The organism is Streptomyces sp. NPDC002851, assembly GCF_053591935.1.
This window is the reverse complement of sequence record NZ_JBSFUT010000032.1, coordinates 51,530-74,291: the sequence shown is the minus strand read 5'-3', so window position 1 is coordinate 74,291 and position 22,762 is coordinate 51,530. Positions and strand designations below refer to the sequence as shown.

Sequence of the window (22,762 nt, the reverse complement as noted above, 5' to 3'; positions counted from 1 at the left end):
GAGTAATAGACTCACCCGACCGCACGCAGGAGAGGCAGGGGAGGTCGGCAGCGTGGCGCAGGCCAAAAAGATCGCGCTCTACATACTCGTGGTCTTCGTGCTGTACACGATCATCGTGTCACCGAAGCGTGCCGCCGATCTCGTCGGCGTCGGCTTCGAGGGCATCTCCAGCGCCGCACAGGGCGTCGGCGACTTCATGACCGAGTTGGTCAACTGACCCCACCCACAGCACTCCGCGTTCGGTTCCGCCTCCTGCTTCCCCCGCAGGGGGCTTTTCTGCGTTCTGCACGTTTACTTCACAACTTGCCCCTCAACACGGCGTTATGCGGTGCTTGCACACAGTGCACATGTCTTGTGATGCTATGACCGCTTTTGACGAATGAGTGGAACGGTTTTGCTCAGAAAAGGAGTGGCGTTGACCGTGCCGGCCAGTACTGCTCCTCAAGTGCCCCCCGCCAAGAAGCGGGGCGCCGATACCCGAGCGCTGACCCAGGTCCTCTTCGCCGAGCTCAAGGAGCTCGAGCCGGGCACCCGGGAGCACAGCCGGGTACGGGCGGCACTGATCGAGGCGAACCTGCCGCTCGTGCGGTACGCGGCGGCCCGGTTCCGCAGCCGCAACGAGCCGATGGAGGACGTCGTCCAGGTCGGCACCATCGGCCTCATCAACGCCATCGACCGGTTCGACCCGGACCGCGGCGTCCAGTTCCCGACCTTCGCGATGCCCACCGTCGTCGGTGAGATCAAGCGGTACTTCCGCGACAACGTCCGCACGGTGCACGTACCGCGCCGCCTGCACGAGCTGTGGGTCCAGGTGACCGGCGCGAGCGAGGACCTCACCACGGCGTACGGGCGCACCCCCACGACCGCGGAGATCGCCGAACGCCTCCGCATCACTGAGGACGAGGTCCTGGCCTGCATCGAGGCCGGACGCTCGTACCACGCAACGTCGTTGGAGGCGGCCCAGGAGGGCGACGGCCTGCCGGGCCTGCTCGACCGGCTCGGCTACGAGGACCCCGCGCTCGACGGCGTGGAGCACCGCGACCTCGTACGCCATCTCCTGGTCCAACTGCCCGAGCGCGAACAGCGGATCCTTCTGCTGCGCTACTACAGCAATCTGACGCAGTCGCAGATCAGCGCCGAACTCGGCGTCTCCCAGATGCATGTGTCACGTTTGCTCGCGCGGAGCTTTGCGCGACTGCGGTCCGCAAACCGGATCGACGCTTAACCGGAACGAGTGGAGCACCGGTCGAGCACTTGCCGACAGGAGCACGTACAAAAAGCCGCAGACCGCCCCTTTCCTGCACGGACTTGCCCCCGCGTTGTCGACATGTCACTACAGAGTGTTGCCGACATGTGACATTCTCCAGGAACCGCGTTTGGCGCGGTCCTATGACCGGTATTCAGGTGGAGGCTGCGTTCCTCCGACGGGAGCGAGGCCCACCGCGACCGTCCGCGACCTCAAGGGGGTGGCATGTCCGCAGATCAGGGCAGCTCGAAGGTGCTCACGCTTCCGCTCATGGAGAGCGAGCCGGCGCCCGAAGCGCTCACCGACGCCGACGTCCGGGCCGACTCGACCGCCATCGACACTCGGACCCTGTCCCGCTCCCTGTTCCTGCGGCTCGCCAGACTCGACGAGAACAGTCCGGAGCGCGCGTACGTACGGGACACGCTCATCGAGCTCAACCTGCCGCTGGTGCGGTACGCGGCGGCCCGCTTCCGCAGCCGCAACGAGCCGATGGAGGACATCGTCCAGGTCGGCACCATCGGCCTGATCAAGGCGATCGACCGGTTCGACTGCGAACGGGGCGTGGAATTCCCGACGTTCGCGATGCCGACGGTGGTCGGAGAGATCAAACGCTTTTTCCGGGACACGAGTTGGTCGGTGCGGGTGCCGCGCCGACTGCAGGAGCTGCGGCTCGCGCTGACCAAGGCCAGCGACGAGCTGGCGCAGAAGCTGGACCGCTCGCCCACCGTGCCCGAACTCGCCCAGGTTCTGGGGGTGTCGGAGGAGGACGTCGTCGACGGCCTCGCGGTCGGCAACGCGTACACCGCCTCCTCGCTCGACTCCCCGGCCCCCGAGGACGACGGCGGCGAGGGCTCGCTCGCGGACCGGCTCGGGTACGAGGACAGCGCCCTGGAGGGCGTGGAGTACCGCGAGTCCCTGAAGCCGCTGCTCGCCAAGCTGCCGCCGCGCGAACGCCGGATCATCATGCTCCGCTTCTTCGCCAACATGACGCAGTCCCAGATCGGCGAGGAGGTCGGCATCTCCCAGATGCACGTCTCGCGGCTGCTCACGCGCACGCTCGCGCAGCTGCGGGAGGGCCTGATCGCTGACTGAGCCGACTGAGCCGACCGAGTCCGTGCGTTCCTGCCCGGGGGTTCCTTCTTGACGGCCCGTCAGTAACACTGGCGTGATGGGACGAGCCGGGACCGGAACCGCAGCATCGATACGCAGTCGCCGGGGCGCCCTCGTCGGGGCCTCGGCGGCCGTGGTGTGTCTGGGAGGACTGCTCGCCGCCACCATGGGCGGCCCGTCCAACGACGACGGTTACGTGGCGGTCGGCGCGGCCGGGGAGGCTCCCGCCAAGCCGGTGGCGCCCACGGGTGACGTGGAGTTGGTGCCGCTCGACGGGGCCGACAGGAGTGGCGAGAAGGACCGAGCGGCGGGCGAGGACGGGCCCGACGACCGTACGGGCTCCGGCCCTGTCGGGCGTACGCCCTCCAAGTCCCCTGACGAAAGCGGCAGTTCAGGACCGTCCGGCGGTACGCAGAGCACAGGCCCCTCCGGCGGTACGCGGAGCAGCGGCCCGCCCGAGTCGCCCGCCGTCCCGGAACCGAGCGCTCCCGCGGAGCCCCGGCCCGCCGTACTCAAGGTCAGCGAACCGGTGCGTGAGGCGGCTGAGGAGCGCTGGTGCGAGCAGGTCACCCTGGAGTTCCGTAACACCGGTGGCACACCGGTGCGTTCGGGCACGGTCACCTTCGGCAGCCATGTCATCGGCCCGCTTGGCACCGACTGGTCGACGGTCGAGTCCGAGGAGCCGCTGCCGGTGCCGATCGGTGCCGGGGACAGCGGGAAGGAGACCTGGACCGTGTGCGTGGACTCTTGGCGCGTACCGCTCGGGATGCACGTCGAGACCAGGGACGTCTCGGTCAAGTGGAAGTGACGTGCTCCCGGCAGGGCACGTGCTAGGCGAGTGCCAGCCAGGCGACGGCGGCGGCGACGATCACGACGGCGAGCGCGACGCCGACGATCATGCCGGTCCGCGGACCGGACGGTGCCGTCGCCCGCTGCTGTTGCGGGGCGCCCTCCTCGACGAAGGCGCGGAACATCTGCGTGCTGCCGGCGGGGTCGTGCTGTCCCTCGGGACCGGGACCCTGGGGCGCGTGGGGGTTGTGTGCCATGCGTCAGGACCCTAGCGAATCGGGCGGTCGCGCCCAACCCCCGGGCGGCCGGGTCGGTCATAGGGCGCCCGGCACCGACCGTACTGCGGCTTTGCCGGGTCATTGCCCGGCATTGCCAGCTTTTTTGCGCCCTGAGCCCGCTTTTCGTTTGCCTTCAGCAACCAACCGCTCCTATCGTTGCCCTAAGCAACAAAACGGAGGGTGTGCCCATGGCCGCGCAGAGCAGCTACGAGGAACTCGCTCGCCAGCTCAGCGCCATCGGAGCGGTCAAGCGGGAACTGGCGCGGACCCTGCCCGCCGCCTGCCCGGCCGGTTCGGCGGCCGTCCTGCTGCTGCTCGACAAGTACGGCGAGATGCGGATGAGCCGCCTCGCCGAGCTGCTCGCCGTCGACATGTCGGTGACCAGCCGCCATGTCGCGCATGTCACGGAGCACGGCTGGATCGACCGGTCCCCCGACCCCGACGACCGGCGCTCGCGCATCCTGCGCATCACGCCCGCGGGCAAGGAGCAGCTCCAGGAGCTCTCCACCCGCTACACGGATGCGCTCGCCCACTACCTGCGGGACTGGTCGGACGACGAGGTCGACCAGCTCAGCACCCTGCTCGCCCGGCTGCGCACCAGCTTCGGCGACTGCCGCCAGGGCCGCGCCCACCCGCTCCCTCACCCGCCCACCCGTACACCCGCGTAAGACGTAAGAAAAGGAAGACCATGGCAACGACCACACCGGCCGGTGTGCGGGGCAGCCATGCCAAGCACGGAGGTCACGGCCACGGCCACGGCACCTCTGACGGGGCCCCGATGAGCCACCGTCAGATCATGGAGGCGCTCTCCGGTCTGCTGCTCGGCATGTTCGTGGCGATTCTGTCGTCCACGATCGTCTCCAACGCCCTGCCCGAGATCATCTCCGACCTGGGCGGCGGCCAGTCCGCGTACACCTGGGTGGTCACCGCGGCGCTGCTCGCGATGACCGCCACCACGCCGCTGTGGGGCAAGCTCTCCGACCTGTTCAGCAAGAAGCTCCTGGTCCAGATAGCCCTGCTCATCTATGTGGCGGGCTCGGTCGTCGCCGGGCTCGCGCAGAACCCGGCGATGCTGATCGGCTGCCGCGTGGTGCAGGGCATCGGCGTCGGCGGGCTCTCCGCGCTCGCCCAGATCGTGATGGCCGCGATGATCTCGCCGCGCGAGCGCGGCCGGTACAGCGGCTACCTCGGCGCCACCTTCGCCGTCGCCACCGTCGGCGGCCCGCTGCTCGGCGGCGTCATCACCGACCACTGGGGCTGGCGCTGGTGCTTCTACGTCGGCGTGCCGTTCGCGGTGATCGCGCTGATCGTGCTCCAGAAGACCCTGAAGCTCCCGGTCGTGAAGCGGGACGTCAAGGTCGACTGGGGCGGCGCCTTCTTCATCTCCGCCGCGGTCTCGCTGCTGCTCATCTGGGTGACCTTCGCCGGGGACAAGTACGACTGGCTGTCCTGGCAGACGTACGCCATGGTCGGCGGGGCGATCGCGCTCGGGCTCATCTTCCTCCTCGTCGAGACCAGGGCGAGCGAGCCGATCATTCCGCTGCGGCTCTTCCGGAACAAGACGATCACCCTGGCCTCGCTCGCCTCGCTCTTCGTCGGTATCGCGATGTTCAGCGGCACCGTGTTCTTCAGCCAGTACTTCCAGCTGGCGCGGGGCGAGTCGCCGACGATGTCCGGTGTCCTGACGATCCCGATGATCGGTGGCCTGTTCATCTCGTCCACCGTCTCCGGGCAGGTCATCACCAAGACCGGCAAGTGGAAGGCCTGGCTGGTCAGTGGTGGTGTCCTGGTGACGGCGGGCATGGGGCTCCTCGGCACCATGCGGTACGACACCGAGTACTGGCACATCGCGGTCTTCATGGGCCTGATGGGGCTCGGCATCGGCATGATGATGCAGAACCTCGTGCTCTGCACCCAGAACCAGGTCGACCCGAGCGACCTCGGCGCGGCCAGCTCCGTCGTCACCTTCTTCCGGTCGCTCGGCGGCGCGATGGGCGTCTCCGCGCTCGGCGCCGTGATGGCCACCCGCGTCACGGACTACGTCAAGGACGGGCTCGCCGAGCTCGGTCCGAAGGCCGCGGCCGCGGCGGGGCAGGGCGGCACCGGCGGCGGCGCCATCCCGGACCTGGACAAGCTGCCCGCGCCGCTGCGCACCGTGATGGAGAGCGCGTACGGGCACGGGGTCGCCGATGTCTTCCTGTACGCGGCACCGGCGGCGCTGCTCGCCTTCCTGCTGACCCTGTTCATCAAGGAGGTGCCGCTGAAGACCAAGGGCGCTATGGCGCAGGCCGGTTCGGAGGAGACCGCGCCGGTTGCGGCTCCGGCTGCGGACCCGGTTGCGGCTACGGCTGCGGTCCCGGCTTCTGTCTCGGCTGCGGCCGCGGCGGGCGCCCCTGTTGTTTCCGAGTCGTTCGAGGAGGCGCAGACAATCGTACAGACTCCGGCCGGTACTCCCGGTACTCCCGGTACTCCCGGTACTCCCGGTACTCCCGGTATTCCGGTATGCGGTGTGGTGCGCGGCGGCGAGGGCGCTCCGGTCGCTCGGGCCGCGGTCACGCTGATCTCGCTCGGCGGGCGGCAGTTGGGCCGCACCATCGCCGGGGCCGACGGCGGCTACGCCCTTGACGCGCCCGGCGCCGGTTCGTACGTCCTGATCGCCTCCGCGGACGGGTTCCAGCCGCAGGCCTCCACCGTCGTCGTGGGCGCGGACCCCCTCGCGTACGACGTACTCCTCAGCGGCACCAGCGGACTTGCCGGTGTCGTGCACACCGAGGACGGCGGCAAGCCGGTCGTGGGCGCGATCGTCGTGGTGACCGATGTGCGCGGCGATGTCCTGGCCACCGGACAGACCGGGGAGCAGGGCGAGTTCACCTTCGGCGAGCTGGTGCCAGGACCGGTGACCCTGGCCGTGAACGGCGACGGCCACCAGCCGCTCGCGCTGCCCGTCGAGGTGGCGGGAGACGGCGTCACCCGGATCGAGGTGGCGCTGCGGGCAGGGGCGCGGGTGCAGGGCACCGTGCTCGCCGCGGGCGGGCCACTGCGGGACGCCCGGGTCACCCTGGTGAACGCCGCGGGCCACGTGGTCGCCAGCCAGACGACCGGCGAGGACGGGGCGTACGCCTTCACCGATCTGGACAGCGGCGAGTACACGGTGATGGCCACCGGCTACCCGCCCGCGGCCCTGGCGCTCACGGTCACCGGCCGCGGGGTCGATGGGCACGACATCGAACTCGCGCATCCGGCCGAGTAGTTCGCGGGCGAGTAGTTCACGGACGAGGCTTCACGGACCAGGCTTCGCGGACGAGGTTCGCGGACCAGGCTTCGCGGACCAGCACGGTTCAGGCTCCGGTGCCGCGGCCGTTTCGAGCGGAGGCGGCGCGGCACCGGCGAAAAGGGGGCCCGGCGGGCAGGGGACGGCTCGCCGGGCCCCACATCTTTGGAGGAGTGGAAGAAACGTGGGACTCAGCGCACGGATTCGTACGCGCGACGGGTGGGCCGTGCAGCACGCCGTGGTCACCCTGACCGATATGCGCGGCACGCAGGTGCTGCGCACCGAGGCCGACGAGGAGGGCATCGTCCGCGAAGCGGCCGACCTGGCCCCCGGCCCCTACACGGCGATCGTCACCGCCATCGGCTACGCCCCGGCCGCGTCCACGGCGCTGGTCTCGGCGAGCGGCCGCGCCGACCTCGGGTCGGTCACCCTGACCCGGCAGGGCGGGGCCGAACTGCCGCCGCCCGGGGCCTGGACGCTCGACCCCGCGCATTCCTCGGTGGGCGCGGTCGCCCAGCACCTGGGGATCTCCAGCGTGCACGGGCGGTTCACGGAGTTCGGCGGCCGGATCGAGATCGCCGAGGAACCGCTGCACTCGCGGGTCGACGCGGTGATCCGCTCATCCTCCATCGACACCGGCAACGGCCTGCGCGACAAGCACCTGCTCTCACCGGACTTCCTGGACGTGGAGCGGTTCCCCGAGATCACGTACCGCAGTACGTCGCTGAACGCGGCCGGGCCCGACCGGTGGACGGTGCACGGAGAGCTGTCCCTGCACGGCGTCGTACGCCCGGTCGACCTGGATCTGACGTATCTCGGCACCGGGCCCGATCCGTGGGGCGGGCTGCGGGCGGCGTTCCGCGCCACGGCCGAGCTGCGCCGCCAGGACTTCGCGATGAACTACAACCAGGTGGTCCAGGCGGGGATTTCGGCCATCGGCACGACCCTGAAGGTGGAACTCGACATGCAGGCGGTGCAGGGGACTTCGCTTCCGGGTGCGGCGTAGGGTGCGGGCATGGCACCGAGCATCGCGACCAACACCCCTGTGGACCGTGAGCAGTTGCTGGACTTCGTCCGTCCGCGCCATCGCGCGGTCCTGCTGACGAGGCGGGCCGACGGCTCCCCGCAAGCCTCGCCGTTGACCTGTGGAGTCGACGACGGTCCAGAAGGGGCGGCGCGAAGCGCCTCGTTGAGGGGTGGTGGCCGGGAGACGGGCGGGAGGATCGTGGTGTCGACGTACCCGGAGCGCGCGAAGACGCGGAACGCGCGCCGGGACCCGCGCGTGAGCGTCCTCGTCCTGAGCGACGAGTGGAACGGCCCGTGGGTGCAGGTCGACGGGACGGCCGAGGTGATCGACTCCCCCGAGTCGGTGGAGCCCCTCGTCGAGTACTTCCGGAACATCTCCGGTGAGCACCCCGACTGGGACGAGTACCGCGCGGCCATGGTGAAGCAGGGCAAGTCCCTCATCCGGATCACACCGGAGCGGTGGGGGCCGGTGGCCACGGGCGGATTCCCGGCCCGCCTTGTCGAGGGCGACTGACCGGGCTCAGGGCGACTGACCGGGCTCAGGATTCCGCGCGGGCGACCATCGCCTCGATGCCCGCGATCATCAGGTCGAGGGCGAAGCCGAAGTCGAACTCCCACATCTCCTCGACGGTCTCGCCGACGTGCGCGTCGATCACGTCCTGGAAGCTCTCCACCTGCTCCGCGAACTTCGGCTCCCCCGCGAACGCCCCCATGGCCTCGGCGTGGAACTCGTCGGGCGTCATCCCGGAAGCGGCGCACCGCTGGAGGAAATTGCCCTCGATCGTGCCGAAGCCGTAGGCGAACTGGAAGACCGCCGACACCGCGCCGGAGCGCGCCTTCGCCGGCAGGCCCGTGGCCTGGACGACCTTCTGCACCGTCTGCGCGAAGGCCATCGAGTTGGGGCCGATGTTCAGGTACGTGTGCAGGATCGGCGACACCCAGGAGTGGTCGACGAGCACCTTCCGGTAGGCGGTGGCGAGGTGGCGCAGCTGCTCGCGCCAGTCCCCCTCGTCCTCGGGAAGGCCGTCGGCGAAGCCCTCGAAGACCGAGTCCAGGGCCATTTCGAGGATGTCGTCCTTGGTGTCCACGTACCAGTAGAGGGACATCGCCGTGACGTTCAGCTCGGTGGCGAGACGGCGCATGGAGAACTTGGCGAGGCCCTCCGCGTCCAGGAGCCGGACCGCGGCCGCGATGATCCGGTCCCGGTCGAGTCCGGCGGCCTCGGCCTCGGGCCGGGCGGCCTTGCGGCCACTTCCCCGGGCAGCTCTGTCCTCCAGCCAGACGCTGGAGCGCGCCGGGTTCTTCGCACGGTCGGCTGCCCTCACCATGGCGGACCTTCCTCGTTCTTGTGCGTACGGTGTCGCGGTCGCGTTGTCGTGTGGCGTCGCGGTCGCGTGCGTACGGTGTCGCGGCGGGGTGGGCGGGCCAGGCCGGAATCGGCCCGTCCACCCACCCCGATGCTATGTGCGGATCAGGCCGACTCGGATACCTCGGGTGCGACGGGCTTCTCCGTGCCCCCTGCGGCTGCCATGGCACCTTCCGCCCGCTCGGCCCGCTCGCCCCGCTCGGCTTGCTCGGCCCGCTCGGCTTGCTCGGCCCGCTTGGCCTGCTCGCCCTGTTCGGCCTGCTCGACCCGCTCGGCCTGCTCGGCCCGCTCGGCCCTCCGCAGCAGCGCCGCCGCGAGCAGGCCGCCCGCGAACACGGCCACCGCGCCCACCAGCTGGCTGGTCCGCAGGCCGGAGGCGAAGGCGTCCGCGATCTCCTGGCGTTCGGCCGCGCTGCCCGCCGCCGCGAGCGCCGCGGGCAAGGACGCCGCGGTCACCGTGACGAGCGCCGCGAACCGGGCGTTGAGCACCGCGCCCAGAACGGCGACACCGAGGCCGTTGCCGAACTCGGCGAGCGTGCCGTTGACCCCGGCGCCCACCCCGGCCTTCTCCGCCGGAATGGCGCTCATGATCGCGTTGGCCATGGCGGGCTGCGCGACCGCGATACCGACGCCGAACAGGATCAGACCGAGCAGCATCCCCCAGTAACTGCCGTCCGTGCCGCCGCCGAGCACGGCGATGGAGGCGAGACCGACGGCCACCGTGGTCATGCCGAGCACCACCGTGCGCGGCGTACCCAGCTTCATCAGGATCTTCGGGCCGACGCCGGTGAGGTTCAGGCCCACGATGGTCAGCGCGAGCGGCGCCATCCGCAGACCCGCCTCCAACGGCTCGTATCCGAGCACGAATTGGAGGTGCTGAGTGAGCAGGAAGAGCGAGCCGCCCATCCCGAACACCACGAGCAGCGAACCCGCGACCGCGCCCACGAACTTCGGGTTCCGGAAGAAGTGCATGTCCAGCATGGGATACGGAACCTTCAACTCCCAGAGCGCGAAGGCGCCGAGCACCAGAATGCCGACCGCGGCCGGGACCAGAACCTGGGCGGAGGTCCAGCCGTGCTCGGGCCCGACGATGATCGCGTACACCACGGACGCCATACCGATGGTGGAGAGCAGCGCACCGAGCAGGTCGGGCCGGTCGCCCTGCGGATTCTTGGACTCCGGCACCAGCTTCACGACGGCGGCGAGACCGATCAGCGCCACCGGGATGTTGATGAGGAAGATCGAGCCCCACCAGAAGTGGTCGAGCAGCGCGCCGCCGATCAGCGGCCCGGCGGCGAAGCCGAGCGAACCGACGGTGGCCCACAGCGCGATCGCCTTGACCCGCTCCTTCTCGTCGAAGATCTGCATCACCACGGCCAGGGTCGTGGTCATCAGAAGCGCGCCGCCTATGCCCATCCCGGCACGGGCGGCGATCAACTGCCCGCTGGTCTGGGCGAGTCCGGCACAGAGCGAGCCGATGCCGAAGAGCGCGAGGCCCGCGGTGAGCATCTTCTTGCGGCCGTAGCGGTCGGCGGCATTGCCCGCGGTGAGCAGCAGTCCCGACTGGACCAGGGAGTACGCGTTGATCATCCACTGGATGTCGGCGGTGGACGCGTTCAGCTCCGAGGTGAGGGAGGGGATCGCGACGCTCAGGACGGTGTTGTCGAGCAGCACGGTCAGCTGCGCCAGGCAGATGACGCCGAGGATCAGCCAGCGCTGCGGGTGACCGCCGGTGGCGGCCGAGGGTTGCGGTTCGGCGATCGGCGCCGTCATGTACGGACTCCTTGTACGGTGTACGGGACGTGGACCCGTACACCGTACAAGAAGCTCTCGTACGCTGTATAGCGATTTAATTGTTGGTACGGAGACGGGGGCGGTCGGGCCCGTCGACGGACGCCCGCCCACTAGCCGACAGCCGTGCACCAGCCGACTGCCGTCCACCGGCCGACAGCCGCCCAGCAGCCGGTTGCCGTCCACCGGCCGATTCCGGCGTACGTGCCCAGGGCCACCGACGGGCCCGCGATCGCCTCATGCCGCGACCGACTCCGCGGGCTTGATCAGGTACCCGGCGCCGCGCCGGGTATGGATCATCGGCTCCCGGCCGGCGTCGATCTTCCGCCGCAGATACGAGATATACAGTTCGACCACATTGGCCTGCCCTCCAAAGTCATAGCTCCACACCCGGTCCAGAATCTGCGCCTTGCTCAGCACCCGCCGCGGGTTGCGCATCAGATACCGCAGCAGCTCGAACTCCGTGGCGGTGAGGTGGATCGACTGCCCGCCGCGCGTCACCTCGTGACTGTCCTCGTCGAGGGTCAAGTCCCCCACGGCGAGCACCGATTCACTGCGCCGTGCCGCCGCACCGGAGCGCCGAATGAGCCCGCGCAGCCGTGCCACGACCTCCTCCAGGCTGAACGGCTTGGTGACATAGTCGTCGCCCCCTGCCGTCAGACCGGCTATTCGGTCCTCGACGGCGTCCTTGGCCGTGAGGAACAGCACCGGTACATCCGGCAGTTCACGCCGCAGCTTTCCGAGCACGGTCAGACCGTGCATGTCGGGCAGCATCACGTCGAGCACCACGGCATCGGGCCGGAACGCCCGCGCGGTCCGCACGCCACTCGCCCCGTCCGCGGCGCTGCGCACCTGCCAGCCCTCGTAACGCAGGGCCATGGAGAGCAGCTCGCTGAGCGCCGCCTCGTCGTCCACGACGAGCACCCGGACCGGGCTGCCGTCGGGCCTGAGCAGTTCGGTCCGCGCGTCGCCGCGCGCCTCACCGGCACCGCCGCGCGCGCTCTGCACACCGCCGCGTATCTCACCGCGTGCGTCCACGGTCGTGGTCCTAGCCGTGGTCCTGGCCGTGGTCCTGGCCGTGGCCGTGGCCGTGGTCATCTCACCGCGTACGTCCGTACGTCCTTGGCGCGAACTCGTGTTCATACCCGCACCCTGTTCGCCGCCTCTGAGAACCCCCTTTCGCGAACCTGTGAATTTCCTGAGAACCGGGGTGGGGTTCACCCCCGTCCCGGTTCTGGCGGTGCCCGGAGTGCCGCTCCGGCCCGGCTCCGGAAGCATCGGGGCCACCGCACCTCACCGACCGTCGCCGCCCGTCCGAGACCCAGGAGGGACACGTGCCGACCTTGCCTTCGCGCACCTCCCGGCCCCTGACCGCCGCGACACCAACTACCGTACCGAGAGCGGTCCGTGCCGCCGGTGCCCTGTGGATAACTGCCGTTTTCGCAGGTGGAGCGGAGACGGCCTTAGTCGTCGCCGCCTCAAACACCGCCCCGAGCGAGCTCGTCGGAGGCCTCGTTCCCCGCGCCCTCGCCTACGCCGCCGCCGTGTTCGTGGCGCTCCGGCTCCGCCGCGGCCACGCTTGGGCCCGCCCCGTCCTCGTCGTCTGCCTCGGTATCTTCGGCACGCTCTCGCTGGTCATCGAGCCGACCCGGTGGCTGGCCGAGGGCCACTCGACCGCCGACTGGCTGGCGGCCGCAGACGCCACGGAACTCCTCGGCGCGGCCTGCCGGTTGCTGCACCTGGCAGCGGTCCTGGCCGCGCTCGCGCTGATGTTCCACCCGGCCTCGAACACGTACTTCCGCACGCAGCGCATCATGCGGACCGGTCGAATCTGGCGCATCCGACGCCCCGGCCATCAGACTCCGGCCGCAGAGCCCCGCTCGAACGTATAGCTCGAACGTATAGAGGGGGAGACTTCCCGGAGCACCAAGCAGCAGCGCCTCAGAACAAATCCCCCTGCACGGCCCCGCTCCCCGGCTCCTCGACCGGCACCCCGACTCCGACGCCCGGGTCCGCGGCGGCCAGCTGCCACCCGCTCATCGCCCGGGAGTCCACGACGAGGGCCCGGCCCTCGGCGCATTCCAGGTGCAGATCCGGCCCGGCGGCCGCCACGAGCCGCCCGGTGACGGTGCCCCCGGCCACCAGCTCCCGTACCGTCCCGGCGGCCGGGCGCACCGCGTCGAGGCCGAACTCCCGGGTGTGGTCGACCGGTTGGCAGGGCAGCCGCGCCAGGGTCTCCGGCCACCCGGGCAGCGCCGAGGCCCGCGCGTGGCACTCCGCAAGCTCCGCCGCCCGCTCCGGTCCCGGCGGCAGCGCGTCCCGCACCTGCCTCTTCTTCGCGTACGGAATCCGATCGGGCACCCCGAGTGCCGCCCCGAGCACCTCCTCCGCCCGCCGCGCGGCCATCAGCGGCCCGCGTCCCAGCCAGGTGTACGCCACGGCGCCCTGCTCCAGGAGCCGCGCCGACCCGCGCTCGACCGCCGTGATCCCCACCTTGAGCAGCCCCGGCCCGAACCAGGCCAGATAGACGGCGTACGGCCGCGGATCCCCGGCGTTGGTGTCCGCGGCCACGGAGAACGACCGGTCGATCCCGGCACACTCCGCACACTGCGCCCGCGTCCCCCGCGCGGCCACCTCAACCCCACCGGGACACGGCGTACGCCGCCCACCCCGCCACACTCCGAGACACCGCCGCACCCCCTGCGCGACGAACCCCAGCTCCTGCCCGAACACGAGAGCACTGCCCCGCTCCGACCGCCCGCCCCCACACCACCCGAGCACCGGCCGCCCTTCGACCCACCGCACTCCCGTGCACCACCACGCCATACGGCAAGGATGACGCGACCCGCTGACAACACGGCCAGCACTGACAACACGGCCAGCGCCGCCAACACGGCCAGCACTGACGAAACCGACAACGTGGACACACGAAAGAAGCCCCGGATTTCTCCGGGGCTTCTTCTGCCTGTGCACTCGGCAGGATTCGAACCTGCAACCTTCTGATCCGTAGTCAGATGCTCTATCCGTTAAGCTACGAGTGCTTGTGCTTCCGGGGGTTTTGCGCCCCGTCGGCGTTGCGGGAACAACATTACATGACCTGCGCCGATAGGCGAAATCCGTTTACCGAACCCCATCTGACCTGCGGAAATGACCAGATATGAGGGTTTCCGTGCTGCGGCGGGGAGGGGCTCGGGGCGGGTGGTCCGCGGGCCGCGGGAGCGTCCCGGGTGGCCGGCGCGGCGAGGGCTTCGGGAGGTGGAAACACGGAAGCCCCGGCCGTGTGGGCCGGGGCTTCCGTGATCGAAAGCGGAGGCGGAGGGATTTGAACCCTCGATGGGCTTTAAGACCCAAACCGCATTAGCAGTGCGGCGCCATAGACCGGACTAGGCGACGCCTCCAGCACACCCCGCGAGCGCGGTGCGTAGCAGATGATGACACAGCCGAGCGGGGTGTCACCAATCGCCCCCCACGGTACTAGGCGGGCGGCCGACAGAGCAAAGCATCTTCTCCGGCTCAGGGTCGCGTCAGGGGTGGCTCAGGGAAGAGTCCGGGTTCGCAGGGCCGTCGCGGCCGCAACGTCGGGCGGCGGCGGGCGTTGAACCGGGTGACTGCGCTCGGCGACCAGGGCCGAGCGCCCGAACCTCGGGAGTGCCCATGCTGCGCCACCTCGCCGTCACCGCCGCCGCGTCCCTCGCCGCGCTGACCGCCGCCGCTACGACCACCCAGGCCACGGACCGGGCGCCGTTACCTGTGGAGGAGACGGACCACCTCACCGTCACGGTCACGCAGACGAGGGCCGGGAACGACGGGACGTACGAGCTGCACTGCGGGAGCCACGGAACGTTCAACGGACTGCACCCCGATGCCGCCGCGGCGTGCGACCGGCTGAAAGAGCTGACCGATGAGGGGGTCGACCCGTTCGCGCCGACGCCGACGCGCGCCATGTGCACCATGCAGCACGGCGGGCCCGGTACCGCGCGCATCACCGGCGTCTGGCAGGGGCGGACGGTCGACGCGACATACGACAGGGGGAACGGATGCGAGATCGAACGCTGGGACCGACTTGTGCCCGTATTGCCGGAAACAGGCGGGATGGCGGCGGCTGTTCGGTGACCGTACGCACGCATGACGCACACACCTCGTCCGTCACATCTCCTCCGCGAGACGTCCCTCCGATCCGGCGTCACGCCCGCAACGGGTGCCCGTAGACTCCTTCCCGTGACACGCCACGGGCCGAGGGGCAAGATGGGCTCGGCGGTCGGCAAGGTGCAGTAGAGGGAGGAACCGTCGTCGTGAGCAGCAGGCCATCCCGAGGCGCTGCTCGCCTCGCAGCCATACTCGATGCTCTGCCGGACGCGCTGTTGCTGGTCAACACCAACGGCACGGTTGTCAACGCCAACACCATCGCGCTCCAGACCTTCGAGACCGCGGGGTGGGCCCTGGTCGGGCGCGGGCTGCTCGATCTGCTGCCCGAGTTCGACTCCCGGCTGATCCCCGGTTCCATGCGGCGGCCCGACCCCGCCGAAGAGGCCGGGCGGACCAAGCCGAAGCGGATGATCGCGCGGCGCACCGACGGCAGCGAGTTCCCGGTCGAGGTCACCAGCGCAAATCTGGAGAACTCCCGCGACGCGTACGAGAACCACGGGTACTCGGGGGACGAGCTGCTGATGCTCGTCGTGCGGGACCTGTCCGGGACCGTCGACACCGAGGCCGAGCTGGCGCGTTCGCAGCGGCAGACCGAGATGATCCTGCGCGCCGCCGCCGAGGGTGTCGTCGGCACCGACACCGAGGGGCGGGTGGTGCTCGTCAACCCGGCCGCCGCGCAGATACTCGGCTACCGCGCCAGCGACCTCGGTGGCAAGGAACTGCACCCGCTCGTACAGCACTCGCGGCCCGACGGCACTCCGCTCCCGTACGAGGAGAGCCCGCTCGCGGACACGCTGCGCTCCGGGCGCAAGCACCGGGTGCGGGCGCAGACCTTGTGGGCCAAGGACGGCAGTCCGGTACCGGTCGACCTGACGACGGCGCCGGTGCGGGACGGGGACCAGCTCGTCGGGGCCGTGCTCGCGTTCACCGACCGGCGGCCGTACGACGAACTGGTCGCCCAGCACGCGGAGGAGACCGCGCGGGCGCAGGAGCAGTACGCGGCCCTGGCCGAGCGGGAGAAGGACCGGTACGCGGCGCTCGCGGAGCGGGAGCAGGACCGCTACGAGGCGCTCGCCGAGCGGGAGCACGAGCGGTACGAGGCGCTGGCCGCACGCCACTCGCAACTGCTCGCCGTGCTTGCCGAGTCGCTGCGCGGGCCGCTCGAGGAGCTGCGGCGGGAGCTCGGCTCCCTGGCGGCCGACCCTGCCGGGCAGCTGTGGCCGGAGGCCAATCAGCTCCTTCACCATCTGTCCGCCGGGTACGCGCGGATGACGACGCTCGTCGACAACGTACTCGCCTACCAGCTCCTGGACGCGGGCACCGAGGAGCTGCGCAAGGAGGTCGTGCTCCTCGATGGTGTCGTGGCCGCCGGGGTCGAGGGTGCGACCGAGCTGATCGGGCCCGGCCGGGCGCAGTTCGCGGTGCACGCGCCGCCGCTGCGGGCCGAGGTCGATCCGGCGCGCCTGGCCACCGCGCTCGCGCATCTGATCGCGGACGTGGCGGGCATCGACGCGACCGGCAGCGCGCGCACGCCCGCGCCCGGCGCCGCCCCGGGCGGCTATGCGGACTCCACGATCGTGGTGGCCGCGGCTCAGCGCGGCGAGGTCGTACGGATCGAGGTGCGCGGGCCGTACGCCGGCGGGGACCCGGTGCACGGGCCGATCGTCCGGGGCATCGTGCGGGCGCACGGTGGTGTGCTGCAGACGCATCAGGTGCCGGGCACGGGCGGTAGTTCGTTTGTGCTCGAGGTGCCGTTGGGGGCTGGGGTGGTCGAGGCCGCCGGGGGTGCCGAGGGCGCCCGGGGGGCTGCGGGTGCTCTGGGCCCTGCGGGTTCTGCTGGTGACGGGGTCGGTGATCTCGCGGTCGGTGGGGCTGCTGAGGCCGGGACCGCGGGTGTGGTTGCCGTGCCCGGTGGCGGTAAAGGCGGTACGGGGGCCGAGGTCGCCGTGTTCGGGCAGCAGGACGACGGCGGTTCCGGGCGGCGGGCTCGACGGAGCTCCACGGACGCGTTTCTCGACAACGGCGGGGTGGGGCAGACTGCTTCCGCTTCCGCCGCCGCTTCAGGGGCCGGTTCGGAGGCGGTGGGTGAGCAGGCCTCTGGTGAGGTCGCGGGCGCTCCGGGCGCTTCGGGTACTCCTGCTCTGCCCGCTGCCGCTGCCTCGGACGGCACTGCTGGTGGGGGCGAACCTGCCGCGGGAGGTTCGGGTTCCGGTCAGGAGCGTAAGGGGCGGCGTAGGCGGCGGGCCGCTGCGCCGGTCGCGGAGTCGGAGTCTGTGCCCGCGCAGCAGTCGGGCGAGACGAACGAGGCGGGTGGCCCCGGTGCCGGTGCCGCCCCGAGCAGCGGTACGGGACGTCGGCGGCGTAAGCCCGCCGAGCAGAGCGCGGCCGCGCCTGCGCCCGCGCAGGGTTCGGTGGTGACCGCGGCCGAGCACGCCGCGGGGGCCGGAGCGGCTCAGGCGCCGGGGCTCGGCCCGACCGTGCCGCCGCAGGGCATGCCCGTGGCGGAGAACGCCCAGGCTCCGAGTGGACGCCGGGCCCGGCGGAACACGCAGGGCGGTATGCCCGCGCTGCCTGCGGGCGGGGCCGAACCCCAGGACGGGGCGCTTGCCGATGCCCACGCCGACACGGGTGCCTCCGCGGTTGCTGGTGCCGGTGCGCAGGTGGGTTCTGGGGCCGAGGCCGGTTCTGTGGCCGGTGCTGCTGAGGGCTCGGGGGCCGAGGGTGCGGGCGCGGCCCGGGGTTCCGGGCGGCGGGCGCGGCGGGCCCTGGCGCCCGCCAACGAGCGTGCCGCCGCGCACGGGCAGCAGCAGGCGGCGCCGGAAGAGCACCGCGGTGCGCGTACCGCCTTCGCCCTGCCCCCGGCCGAGGCCGACCGCGTCCCCGAGGCGCCGGGCACTGCCGTCGAGCAGGCAGCCGACAGCAGGCATGACGCCGCACCGCAGAGCACGGCCACCGACCACACCCCGCCGCAGCCGCACCCGGTCGAGGCCCCCACGGGGCGGCGCCGGGCGCGCGCGGCCGCCCCGGACAAGGCGACGCCGCACGGGCCGCAGGCCGTTCCGGCCGACCCCGCCGCGCCTGCCTCCCACGATTCCCGGGTCGCACAGGGGCCCCAGGTCCCCCAAGGGCCGCAGGAGTTGCCCACGGTCGCGGGTGCCGACAGTGGGCACCACCCGTTGCCGACCGGCCCCGGGGCCGAGGCCGCTGCCCCGGCCGCGGGCGCGGGCGCCTCGCCGGAGGCACTCAGCGCGCTGCCCCTGGAGCAGCCCGGCCCACTGCCGGAGCCGCAGGCACAGGCACAGGCACAGGCACAGCAGCAAGCGCAGCAACCGGCACAGCTCGCGCAGGCACAACAGCCGCAAGAAGCCCAACAGGCACAACAGGCTCAACACGCCCAGCGGGCCCCGCAGTCGGCGCAGCCTGAGCAGGCGGCACAGTCGGCACAGCCTGAGCAGCTGCCGCAGGAAGCACAGGCGGTACACGCGGCACCGGGCGAGCTGCCCCAGCAGGAACAACAAGCACACCAGGCCCAACAAGCACAGCCGACCCAGCAGACACAGCCGACGACCCAGCAAACGCAGCAAGCCCCACAAACGCAGCAGCAGGCGCAGCCGACACAACAGGCCCAACAGGCCGAACAGCACCAACAGGCCGAACAGGCCGAACAGGCCGCGCACGCCCAGCAGTCCCAGCCCGAGCAAGCGACGCCGCCGCAGCAGAACCGGCTCGCTCAGCCCTTGCCCGACGAGGCCGGTGAGCCGCCCGCCGCCTCGGGGACCTCGACGCAGGGCAGGGCGATCAGTGTGCGCACGCTCGGGCAGGGCGTGCCGTTCGCGCAGCACATCGCGGAGCAGCAGCGGCAGCCCGGCGCCGTGGCGCCCCGGCCTGCCGGGCAGCCGCAGGGTCAGCCGCAGAACCCGACGCAGACCCAGACGGGCAGCCACGCCCCCGCGCCCGGCTCGGGTCGGCGCCGCAAGCTCGGTACCCCGGAGGCCGGACGCGGAGCCCAGGCGTCCACCCCCGCCACCGGCACTCCCGCCACCGGAACACCGGCCGCCGGAACACCGGCCACGGGCACCCCTGCGGGCGGAACCCCCGCTACCGGAACCCCGGCGGGCGGAACCCCGGCCCCCGGCACCCCCACCACCGGCACGAACGGCGCCGGGCTGCCCGCCGCAGCCTCCACACCCCCCGCAGGTCCCCTGCCCGGAGCCCTGCCGCAGCCCACGCCGCAGCAGCAGCGGGCCGAGGGGCGTTCCTATGCGATCGGCGCTCCCGACGAGGGGGCCGAGGGTCCCGAGCCGCTGGACGGGCCGAACGGTGCGGTCGAGGTGACCAACCGGCCCCAGCCGCAGCCAATGGACGACGAGCTTCCGCCGGAGCCGCTGGACAATCCGCGACGGCTCCTGGTCTGGCCCGCGCCCGATGTCTCCACGCAGCAGGCGCTCAGCGACCGTGGCTACCGGCCGGTGACCGTGAACTCCCGGGACGAGGTGGACGCCCAGATCGCGGCGTTCCCCGCGGCGCTCTTCGTGGACCCGCTGACCGGGCCGATCACCCGGACCGCGCTGCAGTCACTGCGGCAGGCGGCCGTGGCCGCCGAGGTTCCGGTGCTTGTCACGGCCGGTCTCGGCCAGGCCTCGCGCGAGGCGGCGTACGGTGCCGACCCCGCCGTACTTCTGAAGGCCCTGGCGCCACGGGACAGTGAGCAGCATCCGCCGCGGGTGCTCCTGATCGAGGAGCACGAGGAGATCGCGCTCGCGCTCACCGCCACCCTGGAGCGCCGGGGCATGCAGGTGGCGCGGGCCGGGGCGGACACGGACGCCGTGACGCTCGCGACGCAGATGCGGCCGAATCTGGTGGTGATGGACCTGATGCAGGTACGCCGCCGGAGGGCCGGAATCGTCGACTGGCTGCGTGCCAACGGGCAGCTGAACCGCACTCCGCTGGTCGTCTACACGGCGGCCGTCGACCAGTCCGACCTGCCCAAGCTGGCCTCGGGCGAGACCGTGCTGTTCCTGGCTGAGCGCTCCACCAGCTCCGAGGTACAGGCCCGGATCGTCGATCTGCTCGCGAAGATCGGCACGAATTAGCCGGAGATCGGCACCAACTGGCCGCCGGATGCGGGGCGTTGTTCCACGTGAAACATCGCCCCGCACCAGCCCCCCGTACGACCGGGAACCGGGTGGTCAGAGCTGTTCGACCTCCAGCTCCCCGTCCGCGTACTGCCTGCGCAGCACCTTCTTGTCGAACTTGCCCACGCTGGTCTTCGGCACGGCCGGGATCAAGGACCAGCGCTCCGGGAGCTGCCACTTGGCGACCGTCTCGCCGAGGAAGGCGCGGAGCGTCGCGAAGTCGACGGTGACGCCCTCCTTCAACACCACGGCGGCGAGCGGGCGTTCGCCCCACTTCTCGTCCGGGACCGCGACGACCGCGGCCTCGGCCACCTCGGGGTGGGCCATCAGGGCGTTCTCCAGCTCGACCGAGGAGATCCACTCGCCGCCGGACTTGATCACGTCCTTGGCGCGGTCGGTGAGGGTGAGGAAGCCGTCGGGGCTGATGACGCCGACGTCGCCGGTCTTCAGCCAGCCGTCCTCGCTGAACTTGTCGGCGGGCTTGAGGGGTTCGCCATCCGCGCCACCGTAGTAGGCACCCGCGATCCAGGGGCCGCGGACCTCCAGCTCACCCGCCGACTCGCCGTCCCACGGGAGGTGACCGCCGCCGGGGCCGACCAGACGGGCCTCGACGCTCGCCGGGAAGCGGCCCTGCGTCACGCGGTAGCCGAACTCCTCCTGCCCGCTCACCCCGGCCGGCGGACGGGCCACGGTGCCGAGCGGGGAGGTCTCCGTCATGCCCCAGGCGTGGCAGACGCGGATGCCCAGCTTGTCGTACGCCTCCATCAGGGACGGCGGGCAGGCGGAGCCGCCGATGGTGACCTGCTCCAGGCTGCTGATGTCCCGTGCGCTGGTGGTGACCTCGGCGAGCAGGCCCTGCCAGATGGTGGGGACCGCGGCGGCGTACGTGGGGCGCTCGGCCTCGATCATCTCGGCGAGCGGGGCGGGCTGCAGGAAGCGGTCCGGCATCAGGAGATTGACGCCGGTCATGAAGACGGCGTGCGGCAAGCCCCAGGCGTTCACATGAAATTGCGGGACGACCACGAGTCCGGTGTCGCAGTCGGTGAGGCCCATCGACTGGGCCATGTTGACCTGCATGGAGTGCAGATAGACGGAGCGGTGGGAGTAGACCACACCCTTGGGGTCGCCGGTGGTGCCGGAGGTGTAGCACATGGCGGCGGCCTGGCGTTCGTCGAGCTCCGGCCAGTCGTACGCGGTCGGCTTTCCGGCGAGGAGCTCCTCGTACTCGTGTACGTGGACACCGGCGGCAACGGCGTCGTCGAGCAGCGAGCGGTCGCCCGGGCCACTGACCACGACGTGTTCGAGCGGCTTGAGGTGCGGGAGCAGCGGGGCGAGCAGCGGCAGCAGGGAGCCGTTGACGATGACCACGCGGTCGGCGGCGTGGTTGACGATCCACACCAACTGCTCCGCGGGCAGGCGCAGGTTGAGGGTGTGCAGAACGGCACCCATGGCGGGGATCGCGAAGTACGCCTCGACGTGTTCCGCGTTGTTCCACATGAGGGTCGCTACGCGCTCGTCGCCGGTGACGCCCAGGTCCTCACGCAGTGCGTGGGCGAGCTGTGCGGTGCGCTCGCCGATCTCGGCGAAGGTGCGGCGGTGCGGCTCCTCCCCGGTCCAGGTGGTGATCCGCGAGCTGCCGTGCACGGTCGAGCCGTGGGACAGGATGCGGGTCACGGTCAGTGGTACGTCCTGCATGGTGCTCAGCACGGCGTCCTCCCGGTGGGCGCTACGGAGCAGTATGGGCTGGAGGGATTGTCGCCGCATACCACGCGGTATGTCACTAGCCGCGTCCTACGGATCCCGCATTCGTGCCGTTGACTCGGTTGCCGCGCCTGGGGGCTCTGCCCCCGGACCCCCGGGGTTCTTTCCCCTATCCCGCCCCTTCCCGTAACTGGGGCTCCGCCCCAGACCCCGTTTATCGCGCTGAACGCGCTCGTCCTCAAGCGCCGGACGGGCTGGAGGGTGGGCCCACTCGCCTCCCAAGCGCCGGACCGGCTGGAGGTGGACGCGCTCGTCCTCAAGCGCCGGACGGGCTGAGTTGTCAGCGCACCGGGCTCAGCTCCGGATCGTCCCGGAGCTTGCCCAGGGCCCTCGAGACAGCGCTCTTTACCGTGCCGATGGAGACGCCGAGGAGGTCGGCGGTTTGGGCCTCGCTCAGGTCCTCGTAGTACCTGAGGACGACCATTGCTCGCTGTCGGGGCGGCAGGCGCATGATCGCGCGCCACATCGCGTCCCTCAGGACCTGCTGCTCGGCGGGGTCGGCGACCGGGGTCGGGCCGGGTTCGGGGAGTTCGTCGCAGGCGAGTTCGTCGACCTTGCGCTTGCGCCACTGTGACGTACGCGTGTTGAGCAGGGCGCGGCGTACGTAGCCGTCGAGCGCCCGGTGGTCCTCGATCCGCTCCCAGGCGACGTACGTCTTGGCGAGTGCGGTCTGCAGCAGGTCCTCGGCGTCGCAGGGGTTGGCGGTCAGCGAGCGCGCGGTGCGCAGCAGCACGGGCTGACGGGCCCGGACGTATGAGGAGAACGACGGATAGCCGTCGGCCGAGGTCGGCCTGGCTGCGCCGGGGCGTAGGCGCCCCTGAGTAGCGGTCATGGCTCCACGCT

The 22,762-nt window shown here is 71.2% G+C and carries 18 protein-coding genes and 2 tRNA genes; 11 read left to right on the top strand and 9 right to left on the bottom strand.

Annotated features, from left to right (window positions below; genetic code table 11):
• Positions 1–52 precede the first annotated feature (52 nt).
• The 4 genes from ACWD10_RS28415 to ACWD10_RS28400 all read left to right on the top strand — a co-directional run bounded on the left by ACWD10_RS28415 (position 53) and on the right by ACWD10_RS28400 (position 3,164).
• Positions 53–217 (top strand): hypothetical protein, encoded by a 165-nt coding sequence (locus tag ACWD10_RS28415; RefSeq protein ID WP_451095936.1) that lies wholly within the window; start codon positions 53–55, stop codon positions 215–217.
• Positions 218–379: 162 nt separating this feature from the next.
• A complete protein-coding gene (locus ACWD10_RS28410) occupies positions 380–1,225 on the top strand; it encodes an RNA polymerase sigma factor SigF (protein ID WP_451095934.1) in 846 nt (281 codons plus the stop codon).
• 246 nt (positions 1,226–1,471) lie between these two features.
• Positions 1,472–2,338: an RNA polymerase sigma factor SigF gene (locus ACWD10_RS28405; RefSeq protein WP_451095932.1), complete on the top strand. Its 867-nt coding sequence runs from the start codon at positions 1,472–1,474 to the stop codon at positions 2,336–2,338.
• A 76-nt stretch (positions 2,339–2,414) separates the two neighbouring features.
• Complete coding sequence (locus tag ACWD10_RS28400; RefSeq protein WP_451095930.1) at positions 2,415–3,164, top strand: hypothetical protein; 750 nt, start codon at positions 2,415–2,417, stop codon at positions 3,162–3,164.
• A gap of 22 nt (positions 3,165–3,186) precedes the next feature.
• Here ACWD10_RS28400 and ACWD10_RS28395 read toward each other — a convergent pair whose 3' ends face one another.
• Positions 3,187–3,402, bottom strand: a complete 216-nt coding sequence (locus ACWD10_RS28395) for a hypothetical protein (RefSeq protein ID WP_451095928.1) — start codon at positions 3,400–3,402, stop codon at positions 3,187–3,189.
• Positions 3,403–3,611: 209 nt separating this feature from the next.
• Here ACWD10_RS28395 and ACWD10_RS28390 point away from each other — a divergent pair, with 209 nt between their 5' ends.
• The 4 genes from ACWD10_RS28390 to ACWD10_RS28375 all read left to right on the top strand — a co-directional run bounded on the left by ACWD10_RS28390 (position 3,612) and on the right by ACWD10_RS28375 (position 8,234).
• Positions 3,612–4,091 (top strand): MarR family winged helix-turn-helix transcriptional regulator, encoded by a 480-nt coding sequence (locus ACWD10_RS28390; RefSeq protein WP_451095926.1) that lies wholly within the window; start codon positions 3,612–3,614, stop codon positions 4,089–4,091.
• Positions 4,092–4,111: 20 nt separating this feature from the next.
• A complete protein-coding gene (locus ACWD10_RS28385; RefSeq protein WP_451095924.1) occupies positions 4,112–6,673 on the top strand; it encodes an MFS transporter in 2,562 nt (853 codons plus the stop codon).
• Between the two features lie 205 nt (positions 6,674–6,878).
• Positions 6,879–7,700 carry a YceI family protein gene (locus ACWD10_RS28380; protein ID WP_451095922.1) on the top strand — a complete coding sequence of 274 codons (822 nt, stop codon included), beginning with the start codon at positions 6,879–6,881 and terminating at the stop codon, positions 7,698–7,700.
• Positions 7,701–7,709: 9 nt separating this feature from the next.
• Positions 7,710–8,234: a PPOX class F420-dependent oxidoreductase gene (locus ACWD10_RS28375; protein ID WP_451095920.1), complete on the top strand. Its 525-nt coding sequence runs from the start codon at positions 7,710–7,712 to the stop codon at positions 8,232–8,234.
• Positions 8,235–8,259: 25 nt separating this feature from the next.
• Here ACWD10_RS28375 and ACWD10_RS28370 read toward each other — a convergent pair whose 3' ends face one another.
• The 3 genes from ACWD10_RS28370 to ACWD10_RS28360 all read right to left on the bottom strand — a co-directional run bounded on the left by ACWD10_RS28370 (position 8,260) and on the right by ACWD10_RS28360 (position 12,020).
• A complete protein-coding gene (locus ACWD10_RS28370) occupies positions 8,260–9,048 on the bottom strand; it encodes a TetR/AcrR family transcriptional regulator (protein WP_451095918.1) in 789 nt (262 codons plus the stop codon).
• A 143-nt stretch (positions 9,049–9,191) separates the two neighbouring features.
• Entirely contained in the window at positions 9,192–10,859 is a 1,668-nt protein-coding gene (locus ACWD10_RS28365) for an MFS transporter (RefSeq protein WP_451095916.1), read from the bottom strand.
• Between the two features lie 255 nt (positions 10,860–11,114).
• A complete protein-coding gene (locus ACWD10_RS28360; RefSeq protein ID WP_451095914.1) occupies positions 11,115–12,020 on the bottom strand; it encodes a response regulator transcription factor in 906 nt (301 codons plus the stop codon).
• Between the two features lie 401 nt (positions 12,021–12,421).
• Here ACWD10_RS28360 and ACWD10_RS28355 point away from each other — a divergent pair, with 401 nt between their 5' ends.
• Entirely contained in the window at positions 12,422–12,769 is a 348-nt protein-coding gene (locus tag ACWD10_RS28355) for a hypothetical protein (protein WP_451095912.1), read from the top strand.
• A 49-nt stretch (positions 12,770–12,818) separates the two neighbouring features.
• Here ACWD10_RS28355 and ACWD10_RS28350 read toward each other — a convergent pair whose 3' ends face one another.
• From ACWD10_RS28350 to ACWD10_RS28340, 3 genes are all read right to left on the bottom strand, one after another.
• On the bottom strand, positions 12,819–13,448 hold the full coding sequence (locus ACWD10_RS28350) for a DUF2797 domain-containing protein (protein WP_451095910.1): 630 nt from the start codon (positions 13,446–13,448) through the stop codon (positions 12,819–12,821).
• A 397-nt stretch (positions 13,449–13,845) separates the two neighbouring features.
• Positions 13,846–13,918: transfer RNA gene (locus tag ACWD10_RS28345), tRNA-Arg, on the bottom strand.
• 266 nt (positions 13,919–14,184) lie between these two features.
• Positions 14,185–14,275 (bottom strand) — tRNA-Ser (locus tag ACWD10_RS28340).
• Between the two features lie 256 nt (positions 14,276–14,531).
• Between ACWD10_RS28340 and ACWD10_RS28335 the strand changes: the two genes are divergently transcribed.
• On the top strand, positions 14,532–14,990 hold the full coding sequence (locus tag ACWD10_RS28335; RefSeq protein WP_451095908.1) for an SSI family serine proteinase inhibitor: 459 nt from the start codon (positions 14,532–14,534) through the stop codon (positions 14,988–14,990).
• Positions 14,991–15,169: 179 nt separating this feature from the next.
• Positions 15,170–20,116, top strand: coding sequence for a PAS domain-containing protein (locus ACWD10_RS28330; protein WP_451095906.1), 4,947 nt, complete (start codon positions 15,170–15,172; stop codon positions 20,114–20,116).
• Between the two features lie 96 nt (positions 20,117–20,212).
• Here ACWD10_RS28330 and ACWD10_RS28325 read toward each other — a convergent pair whose 3' ends face one another.
• Both ACWD10_RS28325 and ACWD10_RS28320 read right to left on the bottom strand, forming a co-directional pair.
• Positions 20,213–21,865 carry a long-chain fatty acid--CoA ligase gene (locus ACWD10_RS28325; protein WP_451095904.1) on the bottom strand — a complete coding sequence of 551 codons (1,653 nt, stop codon included), beginning with the start codon at positions 21,863–21,865 and terminating at the stop codon, positions 20,213–20,215.
• A 334-nt stretch (positions 21,866–22,199) separates the two neighbouring features.
• Complete coding sequence (locus tag ACWD10_RS28320) at positions 22,200–22,751, bottom strand: SigE family RNA polymerase sigma factor (protein WP_451095903.1); 552 nt, start codon at positions 22,749–22,751, stop codon at positions 22,200–22,202.
• Positions 22,752–22,762 lie beyond the last annotated feature (11 nt).

What these genes read in the sequence shown, in the direction of transcription:
- ACWD10_RS28400 (WP_451095930.1), top strand. Translation starts at nt 2,415, where the DNA reads ATGGGACGAGCCGGGACCGGAACCGCAGCATCGATACGCAGTCGCCGG.
- ACWD10_RS28395 (WP_451095928.1), bottom strand. Translation starts at nt 3,402, where the DNA reads ATGGCACACAACCCCCACGCGCCCCAGGGTCCCGGTCCCGAGGGACAG.
- ACWD10_RS28320 (WP_451095903.1), bottom strand. Translation starts at nt 22,751, where the DNA reads ATGACCGCTACTCAGGGGCGCCTACGCCCCGGCGCAGCCAGGCCGACC.
- ACWD10_RS28365 (WP_451095916.1), bottom strand. Translation starts at nt 10,859, where the DNA reads ATGACGGCGCCGATCGCCGAACCGCAACCCTCGGCCGCCACCGGCGGT.
- ACWD10_RS28375 (WP_451095920.1), top strand. Translation starts at nt 7,710, where the DNA reads ATGGCACCGAGCATCGCGACCAACACCCCTGTGGACCGTGAGCAGTTG.
- ACWD10_RS28360 (WP_451095914.1), bottom strand. Translation starts at nt 12,020, where the DNA reads ATGAACACGAGTTCGCGCCAAGGACGTACGGACGTACGCGGTGAGATG.
- ACWD10_RS28390 (WP_451095926.1), top strand. Translation starts at nt 3,612, where the DNA reads ATGGCCGCGCAGAGCAGCTACGAGGAACTCGCTCGCCAGCTCAGCGCC.
- ACWD10_RS28385 (WP_451095924.1), top strand. Translation starts at nt 4,112, where the DNA reads ATGGCAACGACCACACCGGCCGGTGTGCGGGGCAGCCATGCCAAGCAC.
- ACWD10_RS28370 (WP_451095918.1), bottom strand. Translation starts at nt 9,048, where the DNA reads ATGGTGAGGGCAGCCGACCGTGCGAAGAACCCGGCGCGCTCCAGCGTC.
- ACWD10_RS28335 (WP_451095908.1), top strand. Translation starts at nt 14,532, where the DNA reads ATGCTGCGCCACCTCGCCGTCACCGCCGCCGCGTCCCTCGCCGCGCTG.
- ACWD10_RS28405 (WP_451095932.1), top strand. Translation starts at nt 1,472, where the DNA reads ATGTCCGCAGATCAGGGCAGCTCGAAGGTGCTCACGCTTCCGCTCATG.
- ACWD10_RS28410 (WP_451095934.1), top strand. Translation starts at nt 380, where the DNA reads ATGAGTGGAACGGTTTTGCTCAGAAAAGGAGTGGCGTTGACCGTGCCG.